The following is a 23,058-nucleotide window of genomic DNA, read 5'->3' on the forward strand; positions in this document are numbered from 1 at the left end:
GGGGCGGAGGATGCCGCAGAAAGCTTTCAACCAGCTTTCTGCGGCGGGATTGCTGCGGCCAGCGGAGAACTCCGCCGGCCGCGCGGGATCAGCCGATGGTCATCAGGCTGGCGTTACCGCCGGCGGCCGCAGTGTTCACGCTGAGCGCGTGTTCGATCAGCAGACGCTCCAGCGGAATGTCGGTCTCACCCTTGTTCAGGCCGTGCACGCCGATGATCGCGCCCTTGCGCTGAGCTGCCTGCTGGCAGACCGCACGCAGCTGGTCGGAATCACCGTGGTACAGGATGGCGTCGAACTCGGCGTCAACCGCGGTCCAGTCGGCCACCTGGTCGATGTGCTTCTGCACCTCTTTCGGCAGCGCGGCAACCAGCTCGCGATTGGCTTGCGGCAGCAGCGCACGGCTACCCACCGCCAGGGTGGCAGCCAGTTGCGCCAGCAGGTCGCTACGCTCCTCGGCCAGGCACAGCACGCGCTCGCGCGGCAGCAGGGTATAGCTGTTGCGCTCGCCGGTCGGGCCGGTCAGCAGGTGGCTGGTGTAGCTCTGTGCCAGGCCGCTGAACTGCTCGAACAGGGCGGCGGTAGCCGGCTGCTCCTTGGCGGCCCACTCGGTGAAGGCGGCACGCGCCTTGGCCAGTTCGGCCGGTGCGTTCAGCGCCTGTACATTGTCACCCTTGAGGTGCTGGGCCACGGCTTCCTGCGGACGGGTCGAGAGCAGGCGGTACATGTACAGCGGGCCACCGGCCTTCGGACCGGTACCGGACAGGCCTTCGCCGCCGAACGGTTGCACGCCGACCACGGCGCCGACGATGTTGCGGTTGACGTACAGGTTGCCGACCTTGGCGGTCTCCACCACCTGGGTGATGGTCTCGTCGATGCGGGTGTGCACGCCGAGGGTCAGGCCGTAGCCGCTGTCGTTGATCTGCTGCAGCAGGTTGCCCAGCTCTTCGCGCGGGTAACGCACCAGGTGCAGTACCGGGCCGAAGATCTCGCGCTTCATCTCATCGAAGCTTTCCAGCTCGATCAGGGTCGGCAGCACGAAGGTGCCGCGCTTGAGCTCGTCGCCGCTGGCGCGGGCAGCCTGGAACACCTTGCGGCCCTTCTCGCGCATCTTCTCGATGTGCGCCTCGATGCCAGCCTTGGCCTCGGCGTCGATCACCGGACCGATGTCGGTGTTCAGGCGCTCCGGCGAGCCGATGCTGTATTCGGCCATGGCGCCCTTGAGCATTTCCACCACGCGGTCGGCCACGTCGTCCTGCACGCACAGTACGCGCAGGGCCGAGCAGCGCTGACCGGCGCTGTCGAAGGCGGAGCTGACTACGTCGACCACTACCTGCTCGGCCAGCGCCGAGGAGTCGACGATCATGGCGTTGAGGCCGCCGGTCTCGGCGATCAGCGGGATGGTGCGGCCCTGGGCGTCCAGGCGGCCAGCGATGTTGCGCTGGAGGATGCCGGCCACTTCGGTGGAGCCGGTGAACATCACGCCACGCACGCGCTCGTCACCCACCAGGCGGGCACCGACGGTCTCGCCACGGCCCGGCAGCAGCTGCACGGCACCGCCGGGCACGCCGGCTTCCAGCAGGATGCGCACGGCTTGCGCGGCGATCAGCGGGGTCTGCTCGGCCGGCTTGGCCAGCACGGTGTTACCGGCGGCCAGAGCGGCGGCCACCTGGCCGGTGAAGATCGCCAGCGGGAAGTTCCACGGGCTGATGCACACCACCGGACCCAGCGGGCGGTAGCTGTCGTTGCTGAAGGTACGCGCCTGCGCCGCGTAGTAACGGAGGAAGTCCACCGCCTCGCGCACTTCGGCGATGGCGTTGGCGAAGGTCTTGCCGGACTCGCGCACCAGCAGGCCCATCAGTTGCTGGATCTCGCCGTCCATCTGGTCGGCGGCGCGGTCCAGTACGGCAGCGCGCTCGCTCGGCAGGGTCGATTGCCAGATCTGCCCGCTGGACAGGGCGCAGAGGATCGCGCTCTTCACGTCAGACTCGCTGGACTCCTGCACGTGACCGACCAGGTCACGGTGGTCGGCCGGGTTGCGCACCGGCTCGGCCGGGCCCGGGTTCGGCGTGTCGCAGCCGAGGATCGGGCCGGCGACGTAGTTGGTGTTGGTCGACGACAGCAGCGCCGAGGACAGCGAGCCCAGGCGGTGCTCGTTGGCCAGATCGATACCGCTGGAGTTCACTCGGCCTTCGCCGTACAGGTCTCGCGGCAGCGGGATGCGCGGGTGCGCCAGGCCCAGGGTGCCTTCCTGCGAAGCCATGCGCTCGACCTGCTCGACCGGGTCCAGCACCAGCTCTTTGAGCGAGATGCTGTGGTCGGCGATGCGGTTGACGAAGCTGGTGTTGGCGCCGTTTTCCAGCAGGCGGCGAACCAGGTAGGCCAGCAGCGTCTCGTGGCTGCCAACCGGAGCGTAGATACGGCACGGACGGTTGTACTTGCCGTCCTTGATCGAACCCACCACCTGCTCGTACAGCGGCTCGCCCATGCCGTGCAGGCACTGGAACTCGTACTGGCCCGGGTAGTAGTTCTGCCCGGCGATCTGGTAGATGGCCGACAGCGAGTGGGCGTTGTGGGTGGCGAACTGCGGGTAGATGGCTTCCGGCACGGCCAGCAGCTTGCGCGCGCAGGCGATGTAGGAGATGTCGGTGTACGGCTTGCGGGTGTACACCGGGTAGCCTTCCAGGCCGTCCAGCTGGGCGCGCTTGATCTCGCTGTCCCAGTAGGCGCCCTTCACCAGGCGGATCATCAGGCGGTGGCGGCTGCGCTTGGCCAGGTCGATGACGTAGTCGATCACGTACGGGCAGCGCTTCTGGTAGGCCTGGATAACGAAACCGATACCGTTCCAGCCAGCCAGTTCCGGGGCGAAGCACAGGCGCTCGAGCAGGTCGAGGGAGATTTCCAGGCGGTCGGCTTCTTCGGCGTCGATGTTCAGGCCGATGTCGTACTGCTTGGCCAGCTTGGTCAGGCCCAGCAGGATCGGGTACAGCTCGTCCATCACGCGGTCGTACTGGGCGCGGCTGTAGCGCGGGTGCAGCGCGGACAGCTTGATCGAGATGCCCGGACCTTCGTAGATGCCACGGCCGTGGGAGGCCTTGCCGATGGCGTGGATAGCCTGCTCGTAGGAAGCCAGGTAGCGCTTGGCGTCTTCCTCGGTCAGCGCGGCTTCGCCGAGCATGTCGTAGGAATAGCGGAAGCCCTTGCTCTCCATGCTGGTGGCGTTGGCCAGGGCCTCGCCGATGGTCTCGCCGGTGACGAACTGCTCGCCCATCAGGCGCATGGCCATGTCCACGCCCTTGCGGATCACCGGCTCGCCGCTCTTGCCGATCAGGCGGTTGAGCGAGGAAGACAGGCCGGCCTCGTTATGGGTAGCGACCAGCTTGCCGGTGATCAGCAGGCCCCAGGAAGCCGCGTTGACGAACATCGACGGGCTCTGGCCCAGGTGCTGGCTCCAGTTGCCGTTGGCGATCTTGTCGCGGATCAGCGCGTCACGTGTGGCCTTGTCCGGGATACGCAGCAGCGCTTCGGCCAGGCACATCAGCGCCACGCCTTCCTGGGACGACAGCGAGAACTCCTGCAGCAGACCTTGCACCAGGCCCTGACGGCCACCGGCGCTCTTCTGGTTGCGCAGCTTCTCGGCAATGCCCAGGGCCATCTTGTTAGCGGACTCGCCCAGCTCCTTCGGCAGGCGGGCCTGCTCCAGCAGCATCGGCAGCGCCTCGGTCTCCGGACGACGGTAGGCGGAGGTGATGGCGGCGCGCAGCACGGACTGCGGCAGGATGCTCTCGGCGAAGTCGAGGAAGACCTGCAGGCCCTGCTCGCTCAGCTGATCGACGGATTCTTCGCCAGCCGCGGCGGCCAGGCCGGCGTGCTCGGCAGGGGTCAGGCCACCCTCGACCTGCTCCAGATAATTGAAGATCGCCTGCTTGATCAGCCAGTGCGGAGTGCGATCGATGGATTGGGCAGCTTGCTTCAGACGTTCACGGGTGGCGTCGTCGAGCTTCACGCCAAGGGTGGTGGTGGCCATTTCTTATCCTGTTTCGATTGATGCGCTGCAGCGCGTGACAGAAGAGTAAACCCCTCGCAGGAAAAGGTGCAACCAAGTGCAACCATCACTTCCGACGAGAGGCAAGCCAGGCGCAACCAAAATCACACAGAGCCATAGATAACCTTAGCCCCCTGTCACCGGCTTGTAGCCCAACCCGATAAACGCCGGACGGAAACAAAAAAGCCCAGCATCGGCCGGGCTTTTTCATTGCTCGCGGGCTCAGCGTGGCAGCGGCTCGCTCTCCTTGACCCGGAACCAGGCGGCGTACAGCGCCGGCAGGAACAGCAGGGTCAGCGCCGTGGCGACGATCAGGCCGCCCATGATCGCCACCGCCATCGGCCCGAAGAACACGCTGCGCGACATCGGGATCATCGCCAGTACCGCCGCCAGGGCGGTCAGCACGATGGGGCGGAAGCGCCGCACGGTGGCCTCGATGATGGCGTGCCAGCGGTCCAGGCCGGCGGCGATGTCCTGCTCGATCTGGTCGACCAGGATCACCGAGTTGCGCATGATCATGCCGGCCAGGGCGATGGTGCCGAGCATGGCGACGAAGCCGAACGGCTGCTGGAACACCAGCAGGAACAGGGTCACGCCGATCAAGCCCAGCGGCGCGGTGAGGAACACCATGGCCGCCCGCGACATGCTCTTCAGCTGCAGCATCAGCAGGGTAAGCACCACCAGGATGAACAGCGGGATGCCGGCGTTGACCGACTTCTGCCCACGTGCCGAGTCCTCTACCGTGCCGCCGACCTCCAGCTGGTAGCCGCTAGGCAGCTCGGCGCGGATCGGCTCCAGGGTCGGCATGATCTGCTTAACCAGGCTGGCCGGCTGCTCGCCGCCATAGATGTCGCCGAGGATGGTCACGGTCGGCAGGCGGTCGCGGTGCCAGATCACGCCTTCTTCGAAGCCGTACTCCAGGGTGGCGATCTGCGACAACGCCACGCTGCGGCCGTTGCTGGTCGGCACCGCCAGGCTCGGCAGCAGCTCCAGGGCCTGACGCTCACGCACGGTGCCGCGCAGGAGGATCTCGATCAGCTCGTTGTCCTCACGGAACAGGCTGACGCTGGAGCCGGTCAGCGAGCTCTGCAGGAATTGCGACAGGTCGGCGCTGCTCACGCCCAGGGCACGAGCGCGCTCCTGGTCGATGTTCAGGTACACCACCTTGCTCGGCTCTTCCCAGTTCAGGTGGACGTTGGACACGTGCGGGTTCTCGCGCACCTTGGCCGCCACCTGACGGGCGATGTCGCGCACCTCGTCGATGTGCTCGCCGCTGACCCGCAGCTGGATCGGGAAGCCCACGGGCGGGCCGTTCTCCAGGCGCGAGACACGGGTACGGGCGAACGGGAAGTCCTCGTTCATCACCTCGATCAGCCAGGTGCGCAGCCGCTCGCGGTCCTCGATGCTCTTGGCCAGGATGACGAACTGGGCGAAGCGGGTCGCGGCCAGCTGCTGGTCGAGCGGCAGGTAGAAGCGTGGCGAACCGTTGCCGACATAGGCGACGTAGTTGTCGATGCCCGGCTGGTCCTTGAGCTTGGCTTCCAGGCGCTTGACCTGCTCCTCGGTAGCCTTGAGCGACGAGCCCTCGGTGAGCTTGATGTCGACCATCAGCTCCAGGCGCCCGGAGGCCGGGAAGAACTGTTGAGGCACGAAGCGGAACAGCACGATGGAGGCAACGAACAGGCCAATGGTGACCAGGATCACCGTCTTGCGCCGGCGCACGCACCACTCCACCACTTCGCGTACGGTCTGGTAGAAGGTGGTCGAGTACGGATCATGCCCTTCCGGGTTACCGCCATGCTTCTTCGCATGCAGCTTGGCCAGGTCCGGCAGCAGGCGGTCGCCCAGGTAAGGCACGAACACCACGGCGGCGACCCAGGACACCAGCAGGGCGATGCACACCACCTGGAAGATCGAGCGGGTGTATTCGCCGGTACCGGACTGCGCAGTGGCAATCGGCAGGAAGCCGGCAGCGGTGATCAGAGTGCCGGTAAGCATGGGGAAGGCGGTACTGGTCCAGGCGAAACTGGCCGCACGGAAGCGGTCGTAACCCTGCTCCATCTTGATCGCCATCATCTCCACCGCAATGATCGCGTCGTCCACCAGCAGGCCCAGCGCCAGCACCAGCGCGCCCAGGGAAATCTTGTGCAGGCCGATGCCGAAGTAGTACATCAGGGCGAAGGTCATCGCCAGCACCAGCGGGATGGACAGCGCCACCACCAGGCCGGTACGCAGGCCAAGGGAGAAGAAGCTGACCAGCAGCACGATCACCAGCGCCTCGACCAGTACCTGGACGAACTCGCCCACGCCGGTCTTCACCGCCGCCGGCTGATCGGACACCTTGTGCAGTTCCATGCCCACCGGCAGGATCTGCTGCAGGCGAGCGAACTCGTGCTCCAGGTTCTCGCCCAGGGTCAGGATGTCGCCGCCGGCCTTCATCGACACGGCGATGCCGATGGCATCCTGGCTCATGAAGCGCATGCGCGGTGCCTGCGGGTCGTTGAAGCCGCGATGCACCTCGGCCACGTCGCCTAGGCGGAAGGTGCGGTCGCCGACGCGGATAGGGAACTCGCGGATCTCGTCGACCGACTTGAAGCGCCCGGAGACGCGCATCTGCACGCGGTCGGTCGGCGTCTCGAAGAAGCCCGAATAGGCCACCGCGTTCTGCTCGTCCAGCGCCTGCTGCACGGCTGCCAGCGGCAGGCCGAGAGTGGCCAGCTTGACGTTGGACAGCTCGATCCAGATCTTCTCGTCTTGCAGGCCGAGCAGCTCGACCTTGCCCACGTCCTTGACCCGCTGCAATTGCAGCTGCAGGCGGTCGGCGTAGTCCTTCATCACCGCGTAGTCGAAACCTTCGCCGGTGAGTGCGTAGATATTGCCGAATGTGGTGCCGAACTCGTCGTTGAAGAACGGTCCGCGGATGCCCGGCGGTAAGGTGTGCTTGATGTCGCCGACCTTCTTGCGCACCTGGTACCAGAGCTCGGGAATATTCTTCGAGACGATGTCGTCGCGGGCCATGAAGGTGACCACCGACTCGCCCGGGCGCGAATAGGAGTTGATGAACTGGTAGTCACCAGTCTCCATCACCTTCTTCTCGATGCGCTCGGTAATCTGCCGCGAGACTTCCTCGGCGGTGGCGCCCGGCCAGTCGACACGTACCACCATGGCCTTGAAGGTGAAGGGCGGGTCTTCGCTCTGGCCCAGTTTGGTGTACGACAGCGCGCCGATCACCGCCAGCACCAGCATCAGGTAACGGACGATGCTGCGGTTGCGCAGCGCCCATTCGGACAGGTTGAAGGACATGGCTTACTCCTTGTTCGCCAACACGACCAGGCGGTTGTCGCGGTCCACCGGGCGCACCTTCTGCCCATCGAGCAGCACGTGCACACCGGCGGCGACAACCCAGTCGCCCTCCTTCAAACCTTCCAGGATCGACACGCGCTCCTGGCCGTAGGCGCCGACCCGCACCGGAGTGCGAACGGCCTTGGACTCATGGGGCTCGATGACCCAGACGAAGGGCTTGCCCTTCTCCGCACTGAGCGCCGACATGGGCACCGACAGTGGTACTTCGCCGTCGGCCTTGATCGCCACGCGGGCGCTCTGGCCCACATCGGCCTTGACCTTGGCATCGCTGAAGGCGACGCGGGCGGCGAAGGTGCGCGACTGTGCGTCGGCGGCCGGCGACAGTTCGCGGATACGCCCGGCAAAGTGCTTATCCGGCTGCGACCACAGTTCGATGCTGACTTCCTGGCCAATGCGCAGGCGCTCCAGCGACTGCTCAGGCACGCTGATCAGCACCTCGCGCTCACCGTCGACGGCCAGGGTGAACACGGTCTGGCCGGCGGCGACCACCTGGCCTACCTCGGCCAGACGCCGCGCCACCACGCCATCCTGCGAGGCGCGCAGCACCGCGTAGCCGGCCTGGTTGTTGGCCACGTCAAACTCGGCCTTGATCTGCTTCACCCGCGCCTCACCGGCGCGGTACTGGTTCTCCACCGTGTCGTACTGCGACTGGCTGATCAGCTGGCGGGCCAGCAGGGTCTTGTAGCGATCACGCTCGGTGCGCACCAGCTTGAGGTTGGCCTCGGCGGCGTTGACCTGGGCACGGGCGGCCTCCAGCTGCAGGCGCACGTCCTGCGGGTCGAGCTCGGCCAGCGGCTGGTCCTTGCGCACACGGTCGCCGGAGTCCACCAGGCGCTTGGCGATCTTGCCGCCGATGCGGAAGGCCAGCTCCGGCTCGAAGCGCGCACGCACCTCGCCAGGATAAGTATCCACCGCATCCGCCGCCGGCAGCGGATGCACCACCATCGCCGGGCGCGGTGGCGCCTCGACGGTTTCACCGTTGCCACAGGCAACCAGCAGGGAGATCAGCGACAGCGGCACAGCGAGGGACAGAGCATGGCGGAGCATGATGGACGACCTTGCGCAAAAGGAGCTTGGAATACTTATACTGGCCGGTATAGTAAAAATAGCGAACTCACCAGTCCAGTATTAAAAAGCCCAAATGTCCGACAAATCTTTACAGCCCAGCGGTGGCCCCGGACGGCCGAAGGACCCGGCCAAACGTCTGGCCATCCTCGAAGCCGCCAAGCAGCTGTTCATGCAGAACGGTTACGAAGGCAGCAGCATGGACGCCATTGCCGCCGAAGCCGGGGTATCCAAGCTCACGGTGTACAGCCATTTCACCGACAAGGAGACCCTGTTCGCCTGCGCGGTGGAGTCCAAGTGCGAGGAGCAGCTACCGCCGCTGTTCTTCGAACTGGGCCCGAACAGCAGCATAGAGCAGGCCCTGCTGGCCATCGGCCGCGGCTTCAATGCGCTGGTCAACAGCGAGGAATCGCTGGCCATGCATCGCCTGATGGTGGCCCAGGCCGCGCAGAACCCACAGCTGTCGCAGCTGTTCTTCAACGCCGGCCCGCAGCGAGTGATCGACGCCATGCGCCATCTGCTGGAGCAGGCCAGCGCCAAGGGGCAGCTGCAGATCGACAACACGCAGCACGCCGCCGAGCACTTCTTCTGCCTGATCAAGGGTGGCTGCCACTTCCGCCTGATGATCGGCGTGGTTCCGCCGCCCGATGCCCAGGAAGCCGAGGAACATGTGCAGGAAGTGGTACGGCTGTTCGTGCGCGCCTATCGCCCTTAAGGCTTCAAGGCCTTCTTCGGATAGATGTCATAGCGGCTGGACTTGCCCTCCAGCGCATAGCTCGGCTTGGCGCCGTCGATGACCGGCGCCTTGCGCGGGCGCTTGACCACCACCCGGTGGCTGGCCAGGGCCAGGGCGGCCTGCAGCAGGGCCGGGGCGTCCAGATCGTCGCCCACCAGCGGGCGGAACAGACGCATCTCCTTCTTCACCAGCGCGCTCTTGTCGCGATGCGGGAACATCGGGTCGAGGTAGATGACCTGCGGCGGCTCGCCCTGCCAGTCGCGCATCAGCTCGATGGCGTTGCCCTGCAGCAGGCGCATCTGCGCGGCGATGCCCGCCACCTCGGCATCACGCGCGGCGCGGGCCAGACCGTCTTCGAGCAGCGCGGCGATGATCGGCTGGCGCTCGCTCATGGTCACCGCGCAACCCAGGCTGGCCAGGACGAAGGAGTCACGTCCCAGACCCGCCGTGGCATCCAGCACGCTCGGCCGCACGCCGGGCTGCACGCCGACCGCCTTGGCGATCATCTGCCCGCTGCCGCCGCCGTACAGGCGCCGATGCGCCACGGCGCCCTCGACGAAGTCCACGCGCACCGGGCCTGGCGCCTGCGGCCCCAGCTCGGCCAACTGCAGGCCATCCGCTCCCAGTTGCAGGGCGAACTCGGCCTCGCCCTCGAGCGGCAGGTCCAGGCGCTCGGCCCAGACACGCGCCTGTTCGGCAAAGGCAGGCAGCAAGGCCTCGGCTCGGATTCTGGTTATAGGCCGTTCGTCAGTCATCAGGAAACATGCTCAAAAAACGCTCAATCGCAGCGGCGCACGGCCGATAGCAGGGTGATGCCCTATTCTGCCAGACGCGGCCAACGCCGGCCGCACCGAGTTCGATGATGTTCGATAGCCTCTCCGCCCCCCGCTCCTCCTCGCTGGACAAGCAGCTGGACGCCGGCCTGCGCGACTCGCTCGACTACCAGATCCTGCGCCGCACCCTGATGCCGAAGAGCGAGCAAGCCGCTCCCGGCGAGGCCGCCGCCGAGATCGAGCAAGCCAGCCAGGCCGAACCGATAACCGCCGCCAACGGCGAAGCCATCGCTGCCCAGACCGCCAGCTTCCAGCAGGTGCTGCAACAGCGCGAGCTGCAGCTCAACGTCACCGCCAAACCGCAGCCGCAACAGGTCGACCCGCTGGTGCTGGACCTCGCCGGCAATGGCTTCAGCACCCGCGGCCTGGACGATGCGGTGCGTTTCGACCTGGACGCCGACGGCCGCACCGACAGCATCAGCGCGCCCAGCGGCGACGACGCCCTGCTGGCCCTGGATCGCAACGGCAACGGCCGTATCGACGATGGCCGCGAGCTGTTCGGCGACCAGCATGGCGCCGCCAACGGCTTCGCCGAACTGGCCCGCTTCGACGACAACAGCGATGGCCGTATCGACGCCAGCGACGCGGTGTTCGAGCGCCTGCGCCTGCTGCGTTTCGACGATCAGGGCCGTCAGCAGACCCAGAGCCTGAGCCAGGCCGGCGTCAGCGCCATCGAGTTGCAGGGCCGCGACGTCAAGCAGGCGCTCGGCGCCTACGATGCGATCGCCCAGCTCGGCCGCTTCGAATTCGCCGACGGCCGCAGTGGCCAGGCCGCCGACCTGCTGCTGGCCAAGCGCTAACGGCAGAGGCGAAACAGCCCCATATCCAGATGCAGGTGGTCACGGTGGGCGGCGTTGTACTCCGGCCCCAGGGTGCCCCTGAAGCTGTCGCAGGCGGCGTCACGCACCTCGCGCAGGAACAGCGCCTCAGGCCCCTCCCCGGCCCAGTGCCGCGCCACGCTGATGCGCCGCCCGTCCTGCAGGCGGAAACCGGCGATATCCAGCGCGTTGGCGGTGGCGTGCTGGCTGCGCCTCTGGCTGTTACCGATATTGCGGCAGGCGAAGCTGCCCAGGTGGTCGACCCGCGCCACCGGCTGACCGAAGGCCCGGCGCGCCGCCGGTTGCAGGCCGTGTTCCTCGAACAGCGCATAGGCCACCGCCAGTCGACAGCTGGCCAGGAAGCTGGAGCTGAACTGAACCCCCGCGCGATCCACCCGCACGCTGTTGTGCACCGCGCAGCCGGCCACCGGTTCGCTGTCGGCCACCGCCGTGTAGCGCAGTACACTGCTGTCCAGCGCTAGGCGGCACAGCTCGGGATCACGCTGCAGGCGCATCAGCTTATAGCCGGTGAGCAGATTGGGCGGCTGGCGCACGTCCAGCGGCGCCCAGGGATTGAGCCGTGGCGACACCTGCACCCAACCTTGCTGCACCGCCAGCGGCGCAACGATCAGGCTCAGCAGCACCAGCGGCCAGAACAGGCGCATCGCTCAGCCGAACAGGTCGTTGATTTCGCCGAAGGGAATCGCCTCGCCCATGGCGATCAGGCTGCCACGCGCCAGCTCACCGGCGGCGAGGAAGAACTCGCCATAGGCCACCCGCGCCAGGTTGGAGCCGACGCTGACCCGCTTCACCCCCAACTCCGCCATTTCCGCCAGCGACAGGTGCAGGCTCGGCGAGCCAACCAGCACGTTGACCGGTTTTGGCGCCACGGCGCTGACCACAGCACGAATCTGCTCTCGAGTGGTCAGGCCCGGCGCGTAGAGCACATCGGCACCCGCCTCGGCGTAGGCCACCAGGCGGCGGATGGTGTCGTCCAGGTCGGCGCGGCCGTGCAGGAAGTTCTCTGCCCTAGCCGCCAGGGTGAAGGGAAAATCGAGAGCACGCGCGGCCTCTACGGCGGCGCGGATGCGCTCGGCAGCCAGTTCGATGGGATAGATCGGCGTATCGCGGCGCCCGCTGGCATCCTCGATGGAGCCGCCGACTAGACCGATCTCGGCGGCCAGGCGGATGGTCGCCGCGCAATCGTCCGGGCTATCGCCATAGCCATTCTCCAGGTCGGCCGCCACCGGCAGCGACGTGGCCTCGACGATGGTGCGGGCGTTGGCCAGGCATTCGTCGCGGCTGAGAGCGCCTTCCGCGTCGCGCCGTCCGAGGGAGAACGCCAGACCGGCACTGGTGGTAGCCAGGGCCTGGAAGCCCAGGTGGGCGAGCATCTTCGCCGAACCGGCGTCCCAGGGGTTGGGCAGGACCAGCAGACCCTCGCCCCGGTGCAGGGCCTGGAAGGCCTCACCACGCTCTCGCTGCGTACTCATCACCACGCTCCTTGCGCTGAAAGATGGGCAACCTTAGCCGGACACGGCCACGATTGGCGCCTCTTTCAAAGCAGACCGAGCTGCTCCGCCACAGGTTCCAGCGGCGTCACGGCCAGTGCTGGCAGTCCCGGCAGGCGCTCACTCAGGCTGGCATGAAAGCGCAGCGCCTGGGCGGCGGCCAGGTGATTGTCCGGCGTGTGCAGGAATACATGAGGCGCCAGCCCCTGCTCAATCCAGGCGGCGACCTTGTCCAGCCAGGGCTCGAGGAAGGCCTGGTTGGCCTCCAGATCCGGACCGCCGATGAAGCGCACCTGCGGGTGGGCACTGAACGCGGTCGGGCGCAGCGGCAGGCGCGGCTTCTTCGATTGCGCATGCAGCACTGCGGGATCACGCGAGGTACAGGCGAACAGCGCACGCGAATCCAGGCAGATGCGCTCAACCCCGCGCGCCTGCAGCTCGCGATTGAGGGTGCGCTCCTCCTCGCCGCGATCGAAGAAGGCCGGATGACGCAGCTCCACGGCAATGGCGCGCTCGGCGAACTCGTCCAGCCAACTCAGCAGCTCACCCAGGCGCGCCGGACCGAAACTGGCCGGTAATTGCAGCCAGAGCGGCGCAACCCGCTCACCAAGCGGCGCCAGCAGGGCGAGGAAGTCGGCGCTGGCGGCAAAATGGTCGCGCAGATCGCCGGCATGGCTGATATCGCGCGGCAGCTTGGCGCAGAAGCGGAAATGCGCCGGCATCTGCTCGGCCCAGCGCTGCACGGTCTGTGGCGCAGGGCGCGCATAGAAGGTGGTGTTGCCCTCCACCGCATTGAAGGTGGCCACGTAGTGCGCCAGGGTATCGGCGGAACGCAGGTCGGAGGGATAGAAAGAACCGCGCCAGGCCGGCTCGTTCCACGACGGGCAGCCGAGGAAGTACGGGAGCATCAGGCGTAGAGGTCTAGACCAAGGACTTCGCTGGCGTCGCGTTCGTCTGTGTAGGTCGCGGTGTTGCCGTAGGCGGACAGCGCCTGGTTGGCGCGGGCGCTGAGGCCGCGCTGCTGGGCGAAGCTGTCCTGGTAGCGCGATGGCAGGCTTTCGCTGCTCGCATTGCCAGCCTGCACCTTGCGCGGCAGGGCGAGTTGCTCGTAGCCCTGGGTGGCCGCTGGCGATGCGGGTTGTTCACGGCGCTGCTCGATCTCACGCTGATCCTCGCGCAAAGGCGTGACCGCGCTGCCCGCACGGGAGCCGCGATCTAGAGGATATGTGGATGAGAAGCCGTCGATACGCATCGTTTACTGCTCGGAATACGTGGGTGGCAATGTAGCGGCGGCGGATACAAATGGCAATTTCGCTGCACGCCCGGCGACAGAAGGCGGCAAAGCGCAGCGGCGCTCTAGACCGGCTTCTTCGGCGTGGCCACGTTGTCGCGCAGGTACACCGGCTGGGCCTGGTCGGCCGCCAGCGCCTCGCCACGCGCCCAGGCGAAGGTGGCCAGGGCGAGCAGGTCCTGCGCGTGCGGCAGCATGCCCGGCTCGCTGCCACTCGGCACCACGCCGATGCGCTGGCCATAGGTGCCCCAGCCGGTACCGGCGGCGAACCAGTCGCCACTGGCGCTGCGCGGCAGCTGGGCCAGTTCCGGTGCCAGTACCGCCTCGACGCCCTGCAGGCGCATCTCGCCCTGCTCGGCGGCGTAACAGCCCCAATACACTTCGTCCATACGTGCATCGATGGCCGAGGCCACTTGCTGCGCGCCATGCTCGCGCAGGGCGCGCTGTGCCAGCACGGCCAGGCTGGAGACCGGCAGCACCGGCTTGTCCAGGGCGAATGCCAGGCCCTGGACCACGCCGATGGCGATGCGCACGCCGGTGAAGGCACCGGGACCGCGGCCGAAGGCGATGGCGTCCACCGCGGACAGCGCTATCCCGGCCTCGCCGAGGATGCGCTGCACCATCGGCAGCAACAACTGGGCGTGCAGGCGCGGCGCCACCTCGTAGTGGCTGAGCACCTTGCCGTCATGCAGCAGGGCAACGGAGCAGGCTTCGGTGGCGGTATCCAGGGCCAGCAGAGTGGTCATCGGGGTATCCGGTCAGGCAGAAAAAGGGCGGCATTATAAACGCCAACGGCCCGCAATTGCGGGCCGTTGGACAAGCAGCACGAAGTGCTTAGCTCAGGGCGGCGAACACCTTGGCGGTGATCTCGTCCACCGAACCAACGCCGGCGATGGCGCTGTACTTCGGAGTGCCTTCGGCAGCGGACAACTTCTGGTAGAAGTCCACCAGCGGCTTGGTCTGCGAATGGTAGACGGACAGGCGGTGACGCACGGTCTCTTCGGTATCGTCCTTGCGCTGAATCAGCTCATCACCGGTCTCGTCGTCCTTGCCTTCCACTTTCGGCGGATTGAAGACCACGTGGTAGACGCGGCCGCTGGCCTCGTGCACACGGCGGCCGGCGATGCGCTGGACGATCTCTTCGTCGTCGACGGCGATCTCGACCACGTTGTCGATGGTCACGCCGGCTTCCTTCATGGCCTCGGCCTGGGGAATGGTGCGCGGGAAGCCGTCGAACAGGAAGCCGTTGGCGCAATCCGGCTGAGCGATGCGCTCCTTGACCAGATTGATGATCAGGTCATCGGAGACCAGACCGCCGGCATCCATCACGCTCTTGGCCTGCAGGCCCAGCTCGGTGCCAGCCTTGACCGCGGCGCGCAGCATGTCGCCAGTGGAGATCTGCGGAATACCGAACTTCTTGGTGATGAAACCAGCTTGGGTACCTTTGCCGGCACCGGGCGCCCCCAGCAGAATCACGCGCATCGAAGAGTTCCTCAAAATAAGACAGAAAGTCGTCGGACTCGCCTCGTGGGGCCAATCTCGTTAATTGGATTTTCGCGTTCTTGAACGGCGAAAGGATGGCCACGATACACAGCACGCCATGGCTGCACAAGCCACCGAAAGTCGGAGGCGGCGGGGCTTCAGCCGGTATTGCGCAAACCCGCCGCGATGCCCGCCACACTGACCAGTAAAGCCTGTTCGAGAGGGCTGTCCACCGGGTTCTCGCGTAGCCTCGAACGGGCCAGCAGCTCGGCCTGCAGCAGGTGTAGCGGGTCCAGATAGATGTTGCGCACGGTGATCGCCTCACGGGTCTCCGGACTGTGGGTGAGCAACTCGGACTGATGAGTCAGGGCGAGCACCAGATCGCGACACTGCGACAATAGGTCGCGCAACTGCGCACCCAGTGGTCGCAACTCGTCCGCAACCAGGCGCTCGTCATACAGCGTGGCGATGGCCAGGTCGGCCTTGGCCAGCACCATCTCCAGCATGTCGATGCGTGTACGGAAGAACGGCCAGCGCTCGCGCATGTCCTCCAGCAGGCCCTTGCCGCCGCCCTGCAGGGCCTGTTCCAGGGCGCGCTCCCAACCCAGCCAGGCCGGCAGCATCAGGCGCGTCTGGGTCCAGGCGAAGATCCACGGAATCGCCCGCAGGCTCTCCACCCCACCGGCGCGGCGCTTGGCCGGACGACTGCCCAGCGGCAGGCGGCCGAGCTCCTGCTCCGGGGTGGCCTGGCGGAAGTACTCGACGAACTGCGGATGCTCGCGCACTACCGCGCGGTAGGCGGCTACACCGTCGGCGGCCAGGCGATCCATGGCCGCACGCCAGGCCGGCTCGGGCGTTGGCGGCGGCTGCAGAGTCGCCTCCAGCACAGCGGCCAGGTAGAGGTTGAGGTTCTGCTCGGCCAGCGCCGGCAGGCCGAACTTGAAGCGGATCATCTCGCCCTGCTCGGTGGTGCGGAAGCGCCCGTTTACCGAGCCCGGCGGTTGCGACAGGATCGCCGCATGGGCCGGGCCACCGCCGCGGCCAACGGTGCCACCGCGGCCATGGAACAGGAGCAACTCCACCTCATGGCGACGGCAGATCTCCACCAGCGCCTCCTGCGCACGGTACTGGGCCCAGGCGGCCGCCGTGGTGCCGGCGTCCTTGGCCGAATCGGAGTAGCCGATCATCACCTCTTGTGGGCCGTGCAACCGCGCACGGTAGCCATGCAGGCCGAGCAGACGGTCGATGGCCGGGCCGGCGTGGTCCAGGTCGGCCAGCGTCTCGAACAGCGGTGCAACCCGCATCGGCCGTTGCAGGCCTGCTTCTTTAAGCAGCAGTTGCACCGCCAGCACATCCGAAGGTGCACCGGCCATGGAGATGACATAGGTGCCTAGCGAGGCAGCCGGGGCGGCGGCGATCACCCGGCAGGTTGCCAGCACTTCGGCCGTCTCCGCCGAGGTACGGTGCTGCGTCGGCAGCAGCGGGCGGCGGTTGTCCAGCTCGCGCAGGAGGAATTCGATGCGCTGTTCCTCGTCCCACTCGGCGTAGTTGCCCAACCCCAGGTAGTCGGTGATCTCGGCCATGGCCGCGGCATGGCGAGCGGCGTCCTGGCGGATATCCAGGCGCACCAGGAACAGGCCGAAGCAGGCGGCGCGGCGCAGGCAGTCGAGCAGCTCGCCCTCGGCGATCACGCCCATGCCGCAGGCGTGCAATGACTGGTAACAGAGTTCCAGCGGCTCGAGCAGCTCGCGGTTGTCGTGCAGCACCTCGGGGCCGGGCGCAATGTCGTGCTCGAGGGCACTTTCGGCCCAGGCGCGGGTGGCGCGCAGACGCTCGCGCAGCTGCTTGAGCAGCGCACGGTAGGGCTCGGGGTGCACGCCGACGCGCAGGCGCAGTTCGTCGCTGGCCTGCTGCATGGACAGCTCGGCAGCCAGCTGGTCGACATCGCGCAGATAAAGGTCGGCCGCCATCCAGCGCGCCAGCAGTAGCACCTTGCGGCTGACTTCGGCGGTGACATTGGGGTTGCCGTCGCGGTCGCCGCCCATCCACGAGGCGAAGCGCACGGGTGCTGCGCCCAGCGGCAGGCGCAGGCCACAGGCGTCCTGCAGGGCGCGGTCGGCCTTGCGCAGGAAGCTCGGCAGGGCCTGCCACAACGAATGTTCGATCACTGCGAAGCCCCACTTGGCCTCGTCCACCGGACTCGGGCGCTGGCGGCGAATCTCCTCGGTATGCCAGGCCTCGGCGATCAGCCGGCGCAGCTGACCGGTGGCCCGTTCGCGCTCAGCAGGTAACAGGTCGGTGTGATCCAGCGCGGCCAGCTGCGCGGCGATGGCGTCGTATTTCTGGATCAGCGTGCGCCGCGCCACCTCGGTGGGGTGGGCGGTGAGCACCAATTCGATGTCGAGGCGGCCGAGCTGGCGGGCCAGCTGCTCCGGCTTGTGCCCATCCTGGGTCAGGCGCTGCAGCAGTTCGGCCAGCACGCGGTCGTCGAAGGGTTCGGCCTCGCCCGGCAGACGACGACGGATGCGGTGGTGCTGCTCGGCGATATTGGCCAGGTTGAGGAACTGGTTGAAGGCCCGCGCCACCGGCAGCAGCTCGTCGTCGCTGAGCCCGTCGAGGGTCTCGCGCAGCTGCTGCTCGCCGGCCTGGGAGCCTTTGCGCCCGGCCTTGGCGCCCTGGCGAATCAGCTCGACCTTGTCGAGAAACTCGTCGCCGAGCTGGTTGCGAATGGTCTCGCCGAGCAGTTCGCCGAGCAGGTGAACCTCTTCGCGCAGGCGCGCATCGATCTCCGCCATTACCCTTCTCTCCATCTCAGGCCGTCTCGGGATAGAACTTCAGATTGCACAGAGCGACTTACTCTTACAAGCACACGACGAGCGGACCCAACGCCGAAACCGGCGAGCTAGTCTCATTTCTACGGGTGTCACGAGCGCCCACGCCCAGGCAAACGTCCGCATGGGCAACAGAGGTGTCTATGAAGATCAGAGAACTCGCCCGCCATTGGGAGCAGAACGCCAAGGGTCGCCTGACCCAGAGCCAGTACCACATCCATCTCGACCTGGAATCCGCGGCGCGCCTGGCGGCGCTCTCGGAGATGTACCCGAAGCGCAATGCCGAGGAGCTGCTCGGCGAACTGATAGGCTCTGCGCTGGAAGAGCTGGAGGCCAGCCTGCCCTACGTGAAAGGCAGCAAGGTGGTGGCCACCGACGAACAGGGTGACCCGCTGTACGAGGACATCGGCCCGACCCCGCGCTTCCTCGCCCTGTCGCGCAAATACCTGCAACAGCTCAGCGAGCGCCGCGACAACACCCAGCACTAGCCTCGCTATCGCCATGGCCCCAGCACGGGGCCAGTGGCGCCCGCCCCTCGTCATTTCGCTCACGCCGCCTCGACTACTACGCCCGTCGTGTACGCCGGCTGCGTATCAGCACCCTCCGCGAAATACCTTGAACGTTCGTTTCCTGGCCGAAGTCCCAACTCTAGACCGGCATGACCCTGTGGCGAATTTCGCCCATCGGCGGACATCCGGCGGACAACTTGTTCAGATGGAATGCATGGAGCCCATAGCCATGAAGACGAGCCCAAGAACGCTGCTGCTCACCCTCGCCCTCGGTTCAGGCCTGATATTGACCGGCTGCGCCGGCAATCCCCCGACCGAGCAACTCGCCTCCGCCAATGCGGTGATGAAGAGCGCCGAGGCCGCCGGCGGCCCGGAATTCGCCCCGGCCGACATGAAGTCCGCCCAGGACAAGATGAGCCAGGCCCAGCTGCTGATTCAGGACCAGGAATACGAACAGGCCCGCCGCCTGATCGAACAGGCCGAGGCCGATGCCCGCGTCGCCGAACGCCGTGCCCTGGCGAGCAAGGCCCAGCGCGGCGTGGAAGACGCCCAGCAGGGCGTACAGCAGATCCGCGAGGAAGGCTCGCGCACGCCGATCATCGTGCAGTGACCATGGAGGAACGACACTCATGAACCGCATGACCAACCTGTTCACCCTCTCCGCCCTGGCCCTCGTCCTGGCCGGCTGCGCCCACGACCCGAACCCCAACCTGGAGCAGGCCCGCGCCGGCTACGCCGAACTGCAGGCCAACCCGCAGGCACAGAGCCTGGCCCAGGTGGAGACCAAGGAAGCCGGCGACATGCTGACCCGCGCCAACCAGGCCTACGAGGCCGGCCATGGCAGCGTGGAGGTCGATCATCTGTCCTACCTGGCCAACCGCCGCATCGACGTGGCTAAGGAAACCATCCTGCAGAAGAACGCCGAGGAGTCGATTAAGCAGGCTCCGGCGCAGCGCACCCAGGCGCAGCTCGATGCGCGCAACCAGCAGGTCGATACGCTGCTGCAGCACCTGCAGGCCCGCGAGACCGAGCGTGGCTCGGTGGTGACCCTGGGTGACGTGCTGTTCGAGGTGGATCGCGCCGAGCTGACAGCCTCGGGCATGCAGAACGTTCAGGAACTGGGCAACTACCTGCTGCAGAACCCGGATCGGCAGATCGTGGTGGAGGGCTTCACCGACAGCACCGGCACCCGCGACCACAACCTGCGCCTGTCCCAGGCCCGCGCCGACTCGGTGCGCAGCGCTCTGGTGGCGCGCGGGGTCGATCCGCGGCGGATCACCACCCATGGCTTCGGCCAGGATTATCCGGTGGCGAGCAACGCCACGGCCGACTCGCGCACCCTCAATCGCCGGGTCGAGGTGACCATCGCCCATGGTGCCCAGCCGGTGGCGCCGCGCGCGCAGCTGTAATCTGCGGCTGACCAGAAGCCCCGCTCCGGCGGGGCTTTTTCATGCGTCGAGCAACTTTCGGTAACGCTCGGCCACATCCGCCGAGAAAGCCACCAGCACTGCCCGGCGCAGGCTGCTGCCAGCGGGCCGCGGACGGCGCAGCTCGGTCACGGCGATCAGCGTCGCCGCCTGCAGCGGGTAGCCATAGACGCCGCTGCTGATGGCGGGAAAGGCGATGCTGGTGCAGTTATTGGCCTCGGCGAGGCCCAGGCTGTTGCGGTAACAGGCCGCCAGTAAGGCCGGCTCGCCCTGCCCGCCACCATGCCAGACCGGGCCGACCGTGTGGATCACTTGCCGCGCAGGCAGGCGGAAGCCAGGAGAGATGCGCGCCTCGCCGGTAGGGCAGCCACCGAGATTACGGCAGTACGCCAAGAGTTCGGGACCGGCAGCGCGGTGAATGGCGCCGTCCACCCCACCACCGCCGAGCAGCGACGAGTTGGCGGCGTTGACGATGGCGTCCAGCGCCAGGGTGGTGATGTCGCCGTGGAAGACCTCGATCTGCATCGCTCTCCTCCTCGGCGCTCGCGCTTACTGCTGTTGCGGCGCCTGCGGGGTTTCCTGGCCCATGCAACGCACCGCCTGCTTCTTGCTGTCCACCAGCACGCCGGTCAGGCCCTTCTGCTGGGTATCGAACAGCACCAGCACGCCATCGATGCACTGCGCCACCTGGTCGGCGGGCTTCAGCGAGAGCTTGTAGTCCTCGCCGGCGACGGTCTTGAGCATGGTGAAGTCGGCCAGCAGCAGGGCGTCCTGCTCCTTGGCGAAATGCACATAGCCGTAATACCAGAGCACGGCAACGGTGCCGACGACGCTGGCGATGCCGGTGAGAATCAGGGGAATGGCGTTGCGTTCTTCACTCATGGGAAAGGCTCGTTGTACGAAAGGCGCCCAGTTTACCCGCTGCCCGGCCGCCTGGCGCGGCCGGGATGTCGCAGGTTATTTGCCGCCGGCGCGGACTTCCTCGCGCGCCCTGAACGTAGCGTCGTAGATGCGCTCGGCCAGGCGCGAGAACGGCAGGCTCTGCACCCAGACGGTGCCGGTACCCTTGAGCGTGGCAAGAAGAATGCCCTCGCCGCCGAACAGCATGCTCTTCAGCCCCCCGGCCAGGCCGATGTCGTAGTCGATACCGCTGGTGAAGGCCACCAGGCAACCGGTGTCCAGGCGCAGGGTCTCGTTGTTCAGCTCCTTGCGGATTACCGTGCCGCCGGCATGCACGAAGGCCAGGCCGTCGCCCTCCAGCTTCTGCAAGATGAAGCCCTCGCCGCCGAAGAAGCCGGCGCCGATGCGCTTGTTGAAGCTGATGCCGATTTCGGTGCCGTGGGCGGCGCAGAGGAAGGCGTCCTTCTGGCAGATCAGCCGACCGCCGACCTGCGCCAGGTCGATGGGCACCACGGTACCCGGATAGGGCGCGGCGAAGCCGACCCGCTGCTGGCCGCGGCCCTCGTTGCTGAAGTGGGTCATGAACAGCGACTCGCCGGTGAGCAGGCGCTTGCCGGCGCCCCACAGCTTGCCCAGCACGCCGCTGGAGGAACCATCGCCCATGCGCGTCTCGAAGCGGATGCCCTCGGTCATGTAGTTCATCACCCCGGCCTCGGCGATCACCGTCTCGCCCGGGTCGAGGATGATCTCCACGGTCTGCGCCGAGGCGCCGAGGATTTCGTAGTCGAGCTTGTGGCTGGGCATGCAGAGCTCCCTAAAAGGTATCTAACGGATGAAGCGTAGCGAGCGAAGGTCAGGCTAGGCGAAGAGTGGCCCGGAAAGCGGAGTTTACGGAGCGTAAATGAGCATTTCCGGGCCGCTCTTCAACGACGCATGGCCGAGCGCAGTAGCTTCAAAGGATGTTGGCGTAGTCCGCTTCGATGCGGTCCAAGCTCAGATGGTTCAGGAAGTTGGAGAAACACATCCAGGCGGCCAGCGCATTGAGGTCGCGGAATTGCGGCGGCAGGTACTTGGGTGGTGCCACCAGGCCTTCGTCGACCAGCTGGCGCAGGGTGCGCATATCTTCCAGGGTAGTCTTGCCGCAGAACAGCAGCGGGATCTGCTCCAGCTTTCCTTTGCGCACGGCGAGCTGGATGTAGTTGTAGATGAGGATGAAGCCCTTCAGGTACGACAGATCCTTGGTGAACGGCAGGCCATTCGGCGTCGAACCACGGAACACCCGGCTGGCGTTGCCGTAGCTTTCCTCCAGGCCGTAGCCCTGTTCCTTGTAGAACTGGAACACCTGCAGGAAGTCGGCACCCTCCTCGGCCATGTGGATGGCACGGGTGCGGTTGGTCAGCTTGCGCAGGCGATAGGGGTAGGAGGCGAAGGCGATCACCTCCATGAGGATGGCCAGGCCTTCCTGGGTCACGGTCGACGAGGGCGGGCCCTTGGCCAGGAAGGTGCACACCGGCTGGCTCAGGCCGTTCAGCGTGGTGCCGACATGCACCAGGCCCTCGTGCACTTCCAGCGCGCGCACGTCGCGCTCGTTGAACATGGCGTCGGCGCGCACCTTGATGTAGTCGGCGCCGGCGGCGGCGTCGGCGACTATGCCGTCGGACTCGAAGACGCGGATGGTGTCGTCGCCGAACACCTTGGCCAGGCGCTCCTGGAGAATCGCCACGGCGTCCTTGGCGGTCAGCGTCTTGGCCTCATCGCGCAGGTCGCCGCGCTCGGCGATGTTGTTCAGGTAGTCGGAGAGCATCAGGCCGAGGTCGGCCAGGGTCGGGTCACCGGCATGGAAGGCATCCGAGGCGGCGCCGTAGAGCTCCTGGGAGATCAGGCCGAAGTCCGGCGTGCCGCGCGCCTCGAGCATGCGGATGACCATGCGGTATTCCTTGCACATGCGCCGCATGATCTGCCCGACCGGGTTGAACTGCCCCAGGTGGCGGGTGATGTCGCGCTCGATGTTCTGGAATTCCAGCTTCTTCGCCGTTGCATCGAAGGCCAGCGGACGGCTGTCGTAGTAGGCACGGTCGACGGCGGGCATCTCGCGGCCCTTGGCCTTGATGAAGCCCTGGCGGACGTTTTCGTCCCACTTGATCGCATCGAGCACGCGGATCGGCGTCTGCGCCTCGACGATGCGCCCGGACAGGGCGCGGATCGTGTCGTGATATTCGTTCTGCGACTTGCGTCGGCTCATGCCTGCCT

20 protein-coding genes are annotated in these 23,058 nt (G+C 66.7%); 5 read left to right on the plus strand and 15 right to left on the minus strand.

Annotated features, from left to right (window positions below):
• Positions 1-88 precede the first annotated feature (88 nt).
• The 3 genes from putA to IP89_RS00715 form a co-directional block, all read right to left on the minus strand.
• Positions 89-4,024, minus strand: coding sequence for a trifunctional transcriptional regulator/proline dehydrogenase/L-glutamate gamma-semialdehyde dehydrogenase (gene putA, locus IP89_RS00705; protein ID WP_043306972.1), 3,936 nt, complete (start codon positions 4,022-4,024; stop codon positions 89-91).
• A gap of 240 nt (positions 4,025-4,264) precedes the next feature.
• Positions 4,265-7,345, minus strand: coding sequence for an efflux RND transporter permease subunit (locus tag IP89_RS00710; RefSeq protein ID WP_043306973.1), 3,081 nt, complete (start codon positions 7,343-7,345; stop codon positions 4,265-4,267).
• 3 nt (positions 7,346-7,348) lie between these two features.
• The gene (locus IP89_RS00715; protein WP_043306974.1) at positions 7,349-8,452 is read right to left on the minus strand and encodes an efflux RND transporter periplasmic adaptor subunit; all 1,104 of its coding nucleotides are present in this window, start codon (positions 8,450-8,452) and stop codon (positions 7,349-7,351) included.
• 94 nt (positions 8,453-8,546) lie between these two features.
• Here IP89_RS00715 and IP89_RS00720 point away from each other — a divergent pair, with 94 nt between their 5' ends.
• Complete coding sequence (locus IP89_RS00720; protein WP_043306975.1) at positions 8,547-9,185, plus strand: TetR/AcrR family transcriptional regulator; 639 nt, start codon at positions 8,547-8,549, stop codon at positions 9,183-9,185.
• Here IP89_RS00720 and IP89_RS00725 read toward each other — a convergent pair.
• Positions 9,182-9,961, minus strand: coding sequence for a class I SAM-dependent methyltransferase (locus IP89_RS00725; protein WP_043306976.1), 780 nt, complete (start codon positions 9,959-9,961; stop codon positions 9,182-9,184). The genes IP89_RS00720 and IP89_RS00725 overlap by 4 nt on opposite strands.
• Positions 9,962-10,068: 107 nt before the next feature.
• Between IP89_RS00725 and IP89_RS00730 the strand changes: the two genes are divergently transcribed.
• Positions 10,069-10,839 carry a hypothetical protein gene (locus tag IP89_RS00730; protein WP_043306977.1) on the plus strand — a complete coding sequence of 257 codons (771 nt, stop codon included), beginning with the start codon at positions 10,069-10,071 and terminating at the stop codon, positions 10,837-10,839.
• Here the strand turns inward: IP89_RS00730 and IP89_RS00735 are convergent.
• From IP89_RS00735 to ppc, 7 genes are all read right to left on the minus strand, one after another.
• Entirely contained in the window at positions 10,836-11,522 is a 687-nt protein-coding gene (locus tag IP89_RS00735) for an extensin family protein (RefSeq protein ID WP_043306978.1), read from the minus strand. The genes IP89_RS00730 and IP89_RS00735 overlap by 4 nt on opposite strands.
• Positions 11,523-11,525: 3 nt before the next feature.
• Complete coding sequence (locus tag IP89_RS00740; protein ID WP_043306979.1) at positions 11,526-12,350, minus strand: oxaloacetate decarboxylase; 825 nt, start codon at positions 12,348-12,350, stop codon at positions 11,526-11,528.
• Between the two features lie 65 nt (positions 12,351-12,415).
• Positions 12,416-13,276 carry a DUF72 domain-containing protein gene (locus IP89_RS00745; protein ID WP_043306980.1) on the minus strand — a complete coding sequence of 287 codons (861 nt, stop codon included), beginning with the start codon at positions 13,274-13,276 and terminating at the stop codon, positions 12,416-12,418.
• Entirely contained in the window at positions 13,276-13,620 is a 345-nt protein-coding gene (locus IP89_RS00750; protein ID WP_043306982.1) for a hypothetical protein, read from the minus strand. The genes IP89_RS00745 and IP89_RS00750 overlap by 1 nt, the downstream gene beginning before the upstream one ends.
• A gap of 104 nt (positions 13,621-13,724) precedes the next feature.
• Positions 13,725-14,405, minus strand: a complete 681-nt coding sequence (gene tsaB / locus IP89_RS00755) for a tRNA (adenosine(37)-N6)-threonylcarbamoyltransferase complex dimerization subunit type 1 TsaB (RefSeq protein WP_043306984.1) — start codon at positions 14,403-14,405, stop codon at positions 13,725-13,727.
• A gap of 88 nt (positions 14,406-14,493) precedes the next feature.
• A complete protein-coding gene (gene adk, locus IP89_RS00760) occupies positions 14,494-15,141 on the minus strand; it encodes an adenylate kinase (protein ID WP_043306986.1) in 648 nt (215 codons plus the stop codon).
• Between the two features lie 158 nt (positions 15,142-15,299).
• Positions 15,300-17,936, minus strand: coding sequence for a phosphoenolpyruvate carboxylase (gene ppc, locus IP89_RS00765; protein ID WP_043306988.1), 2,637 nt, complete (start codon positions 17,934-17,936; stop codon positions 15,300-15,302).
• A gap of 179 nt (positions 17,937-18,115) precedes the next feature.
• On the opposite strand from ppc, the gene IP89_RS00770 reads away from it, so the two are divergent.
• The 3 genes from IP89_RS00770 (at position 18,116) to IP89_RS00780 (ending at position 19,890) form a co-directional block, all read left to right on the plus strand.
• The gene (locus IP89_RS00770) at positions 18,116-18,460 is read left to right on the plus strand and encodes a hypothetical protein (protein ID WP_043306989.1); all 345 of its coding nucleotides are present in this window, start codon (positions 18,116-18,118) and stop codon (positions 18,458-18,460) included.
• 250 nt (positions 18,461-18,710) lie between these two features.
• Complete coding sequence (locus IP89_RS00775) at positions 18,711-19,091, plus strand: DUF4398 domain-containing protein (RefSeq protein ID WP_043306990.1); 381 nt, start codon at positions 18,711-18,713, stop codon at positions 19,089-19,091.
• Positions 19,092-19,110: 19 nt separating this feature from the next.
• A complete protein-coding gene (locus IP89_RS00780; protein ID WP_043306992.1) occupies positions 19,111-19,890 on the plus strand; it encodes an OmpA family protein in 780 nt (259 codons plus the stop codon).
• A 39-nt stretch (positions 19,891-19,929) separates the two neighbouring features.
• Here the strand turns inward: IP89_RS00780 and IP89_RS00785 are convergent, their stop codons facing one another.
• The 4 genes from IP89_RS00785 to IP89_RS00800 form a co-directional block, all read right to left on the minus strand.
• Entirely contained in the window at positions 19,930-20,433 is a 504-nt protein-coding gene (locus IP89_RS00785; RefSeq protein ID WP_043306993.1) for an O-acetyl-ADP-ribose deacetylase, read from the minus strand.
• A gap of 24 nt (positions 20,434-20,457) precedes the next feature.
• On the minus strand, positions 20,458-20,790 hold the full coding sequence (locus IP89_RS00790; RefSeq protein WP_043306994.1) for a hypothetical protein: 333 nt from the start codon (positions 20,788-20,790) through the stop codon (positions 20,458-20,460).
• 75 nt (positions 20,791-20,865) lie between these two features.
• A complete protein-coding gene (locus IP89_RS00795) occupies positions 20,866-21,612 on the minus strand; it encodes a TIGR00266 family protein (protein ID WP_043306995.1) in 747 nt (248 codons plus the stop codon).
• A gap of 148 nt (positions 21,613-21,760) precedes the next feature.
• Positions 21,761-23,050, minus strand: a complete 1,290-nt coding sequence (locus IP89_RS00800) for a flavohemoglobin expression-modulating QEGLA motif protein (RefSeq protein ID WP_043306996.1) — start codon at positions 23,048-23,050, stop codon at positions 21,761-21,763.
• Between the last annotated feature and the right edge of the window lie 8 nt (positions 23,051-23,058).

Origin of the sequence: Pseudomonas sp. ML96, assembly GCF_000761545.1 — a bacterium.
GTDB lineage: Bacteria > Pseudomonadota > Gammaproteobacteria > Pseudomonadales > Pseudomonadaceae > Aquipseudomonas.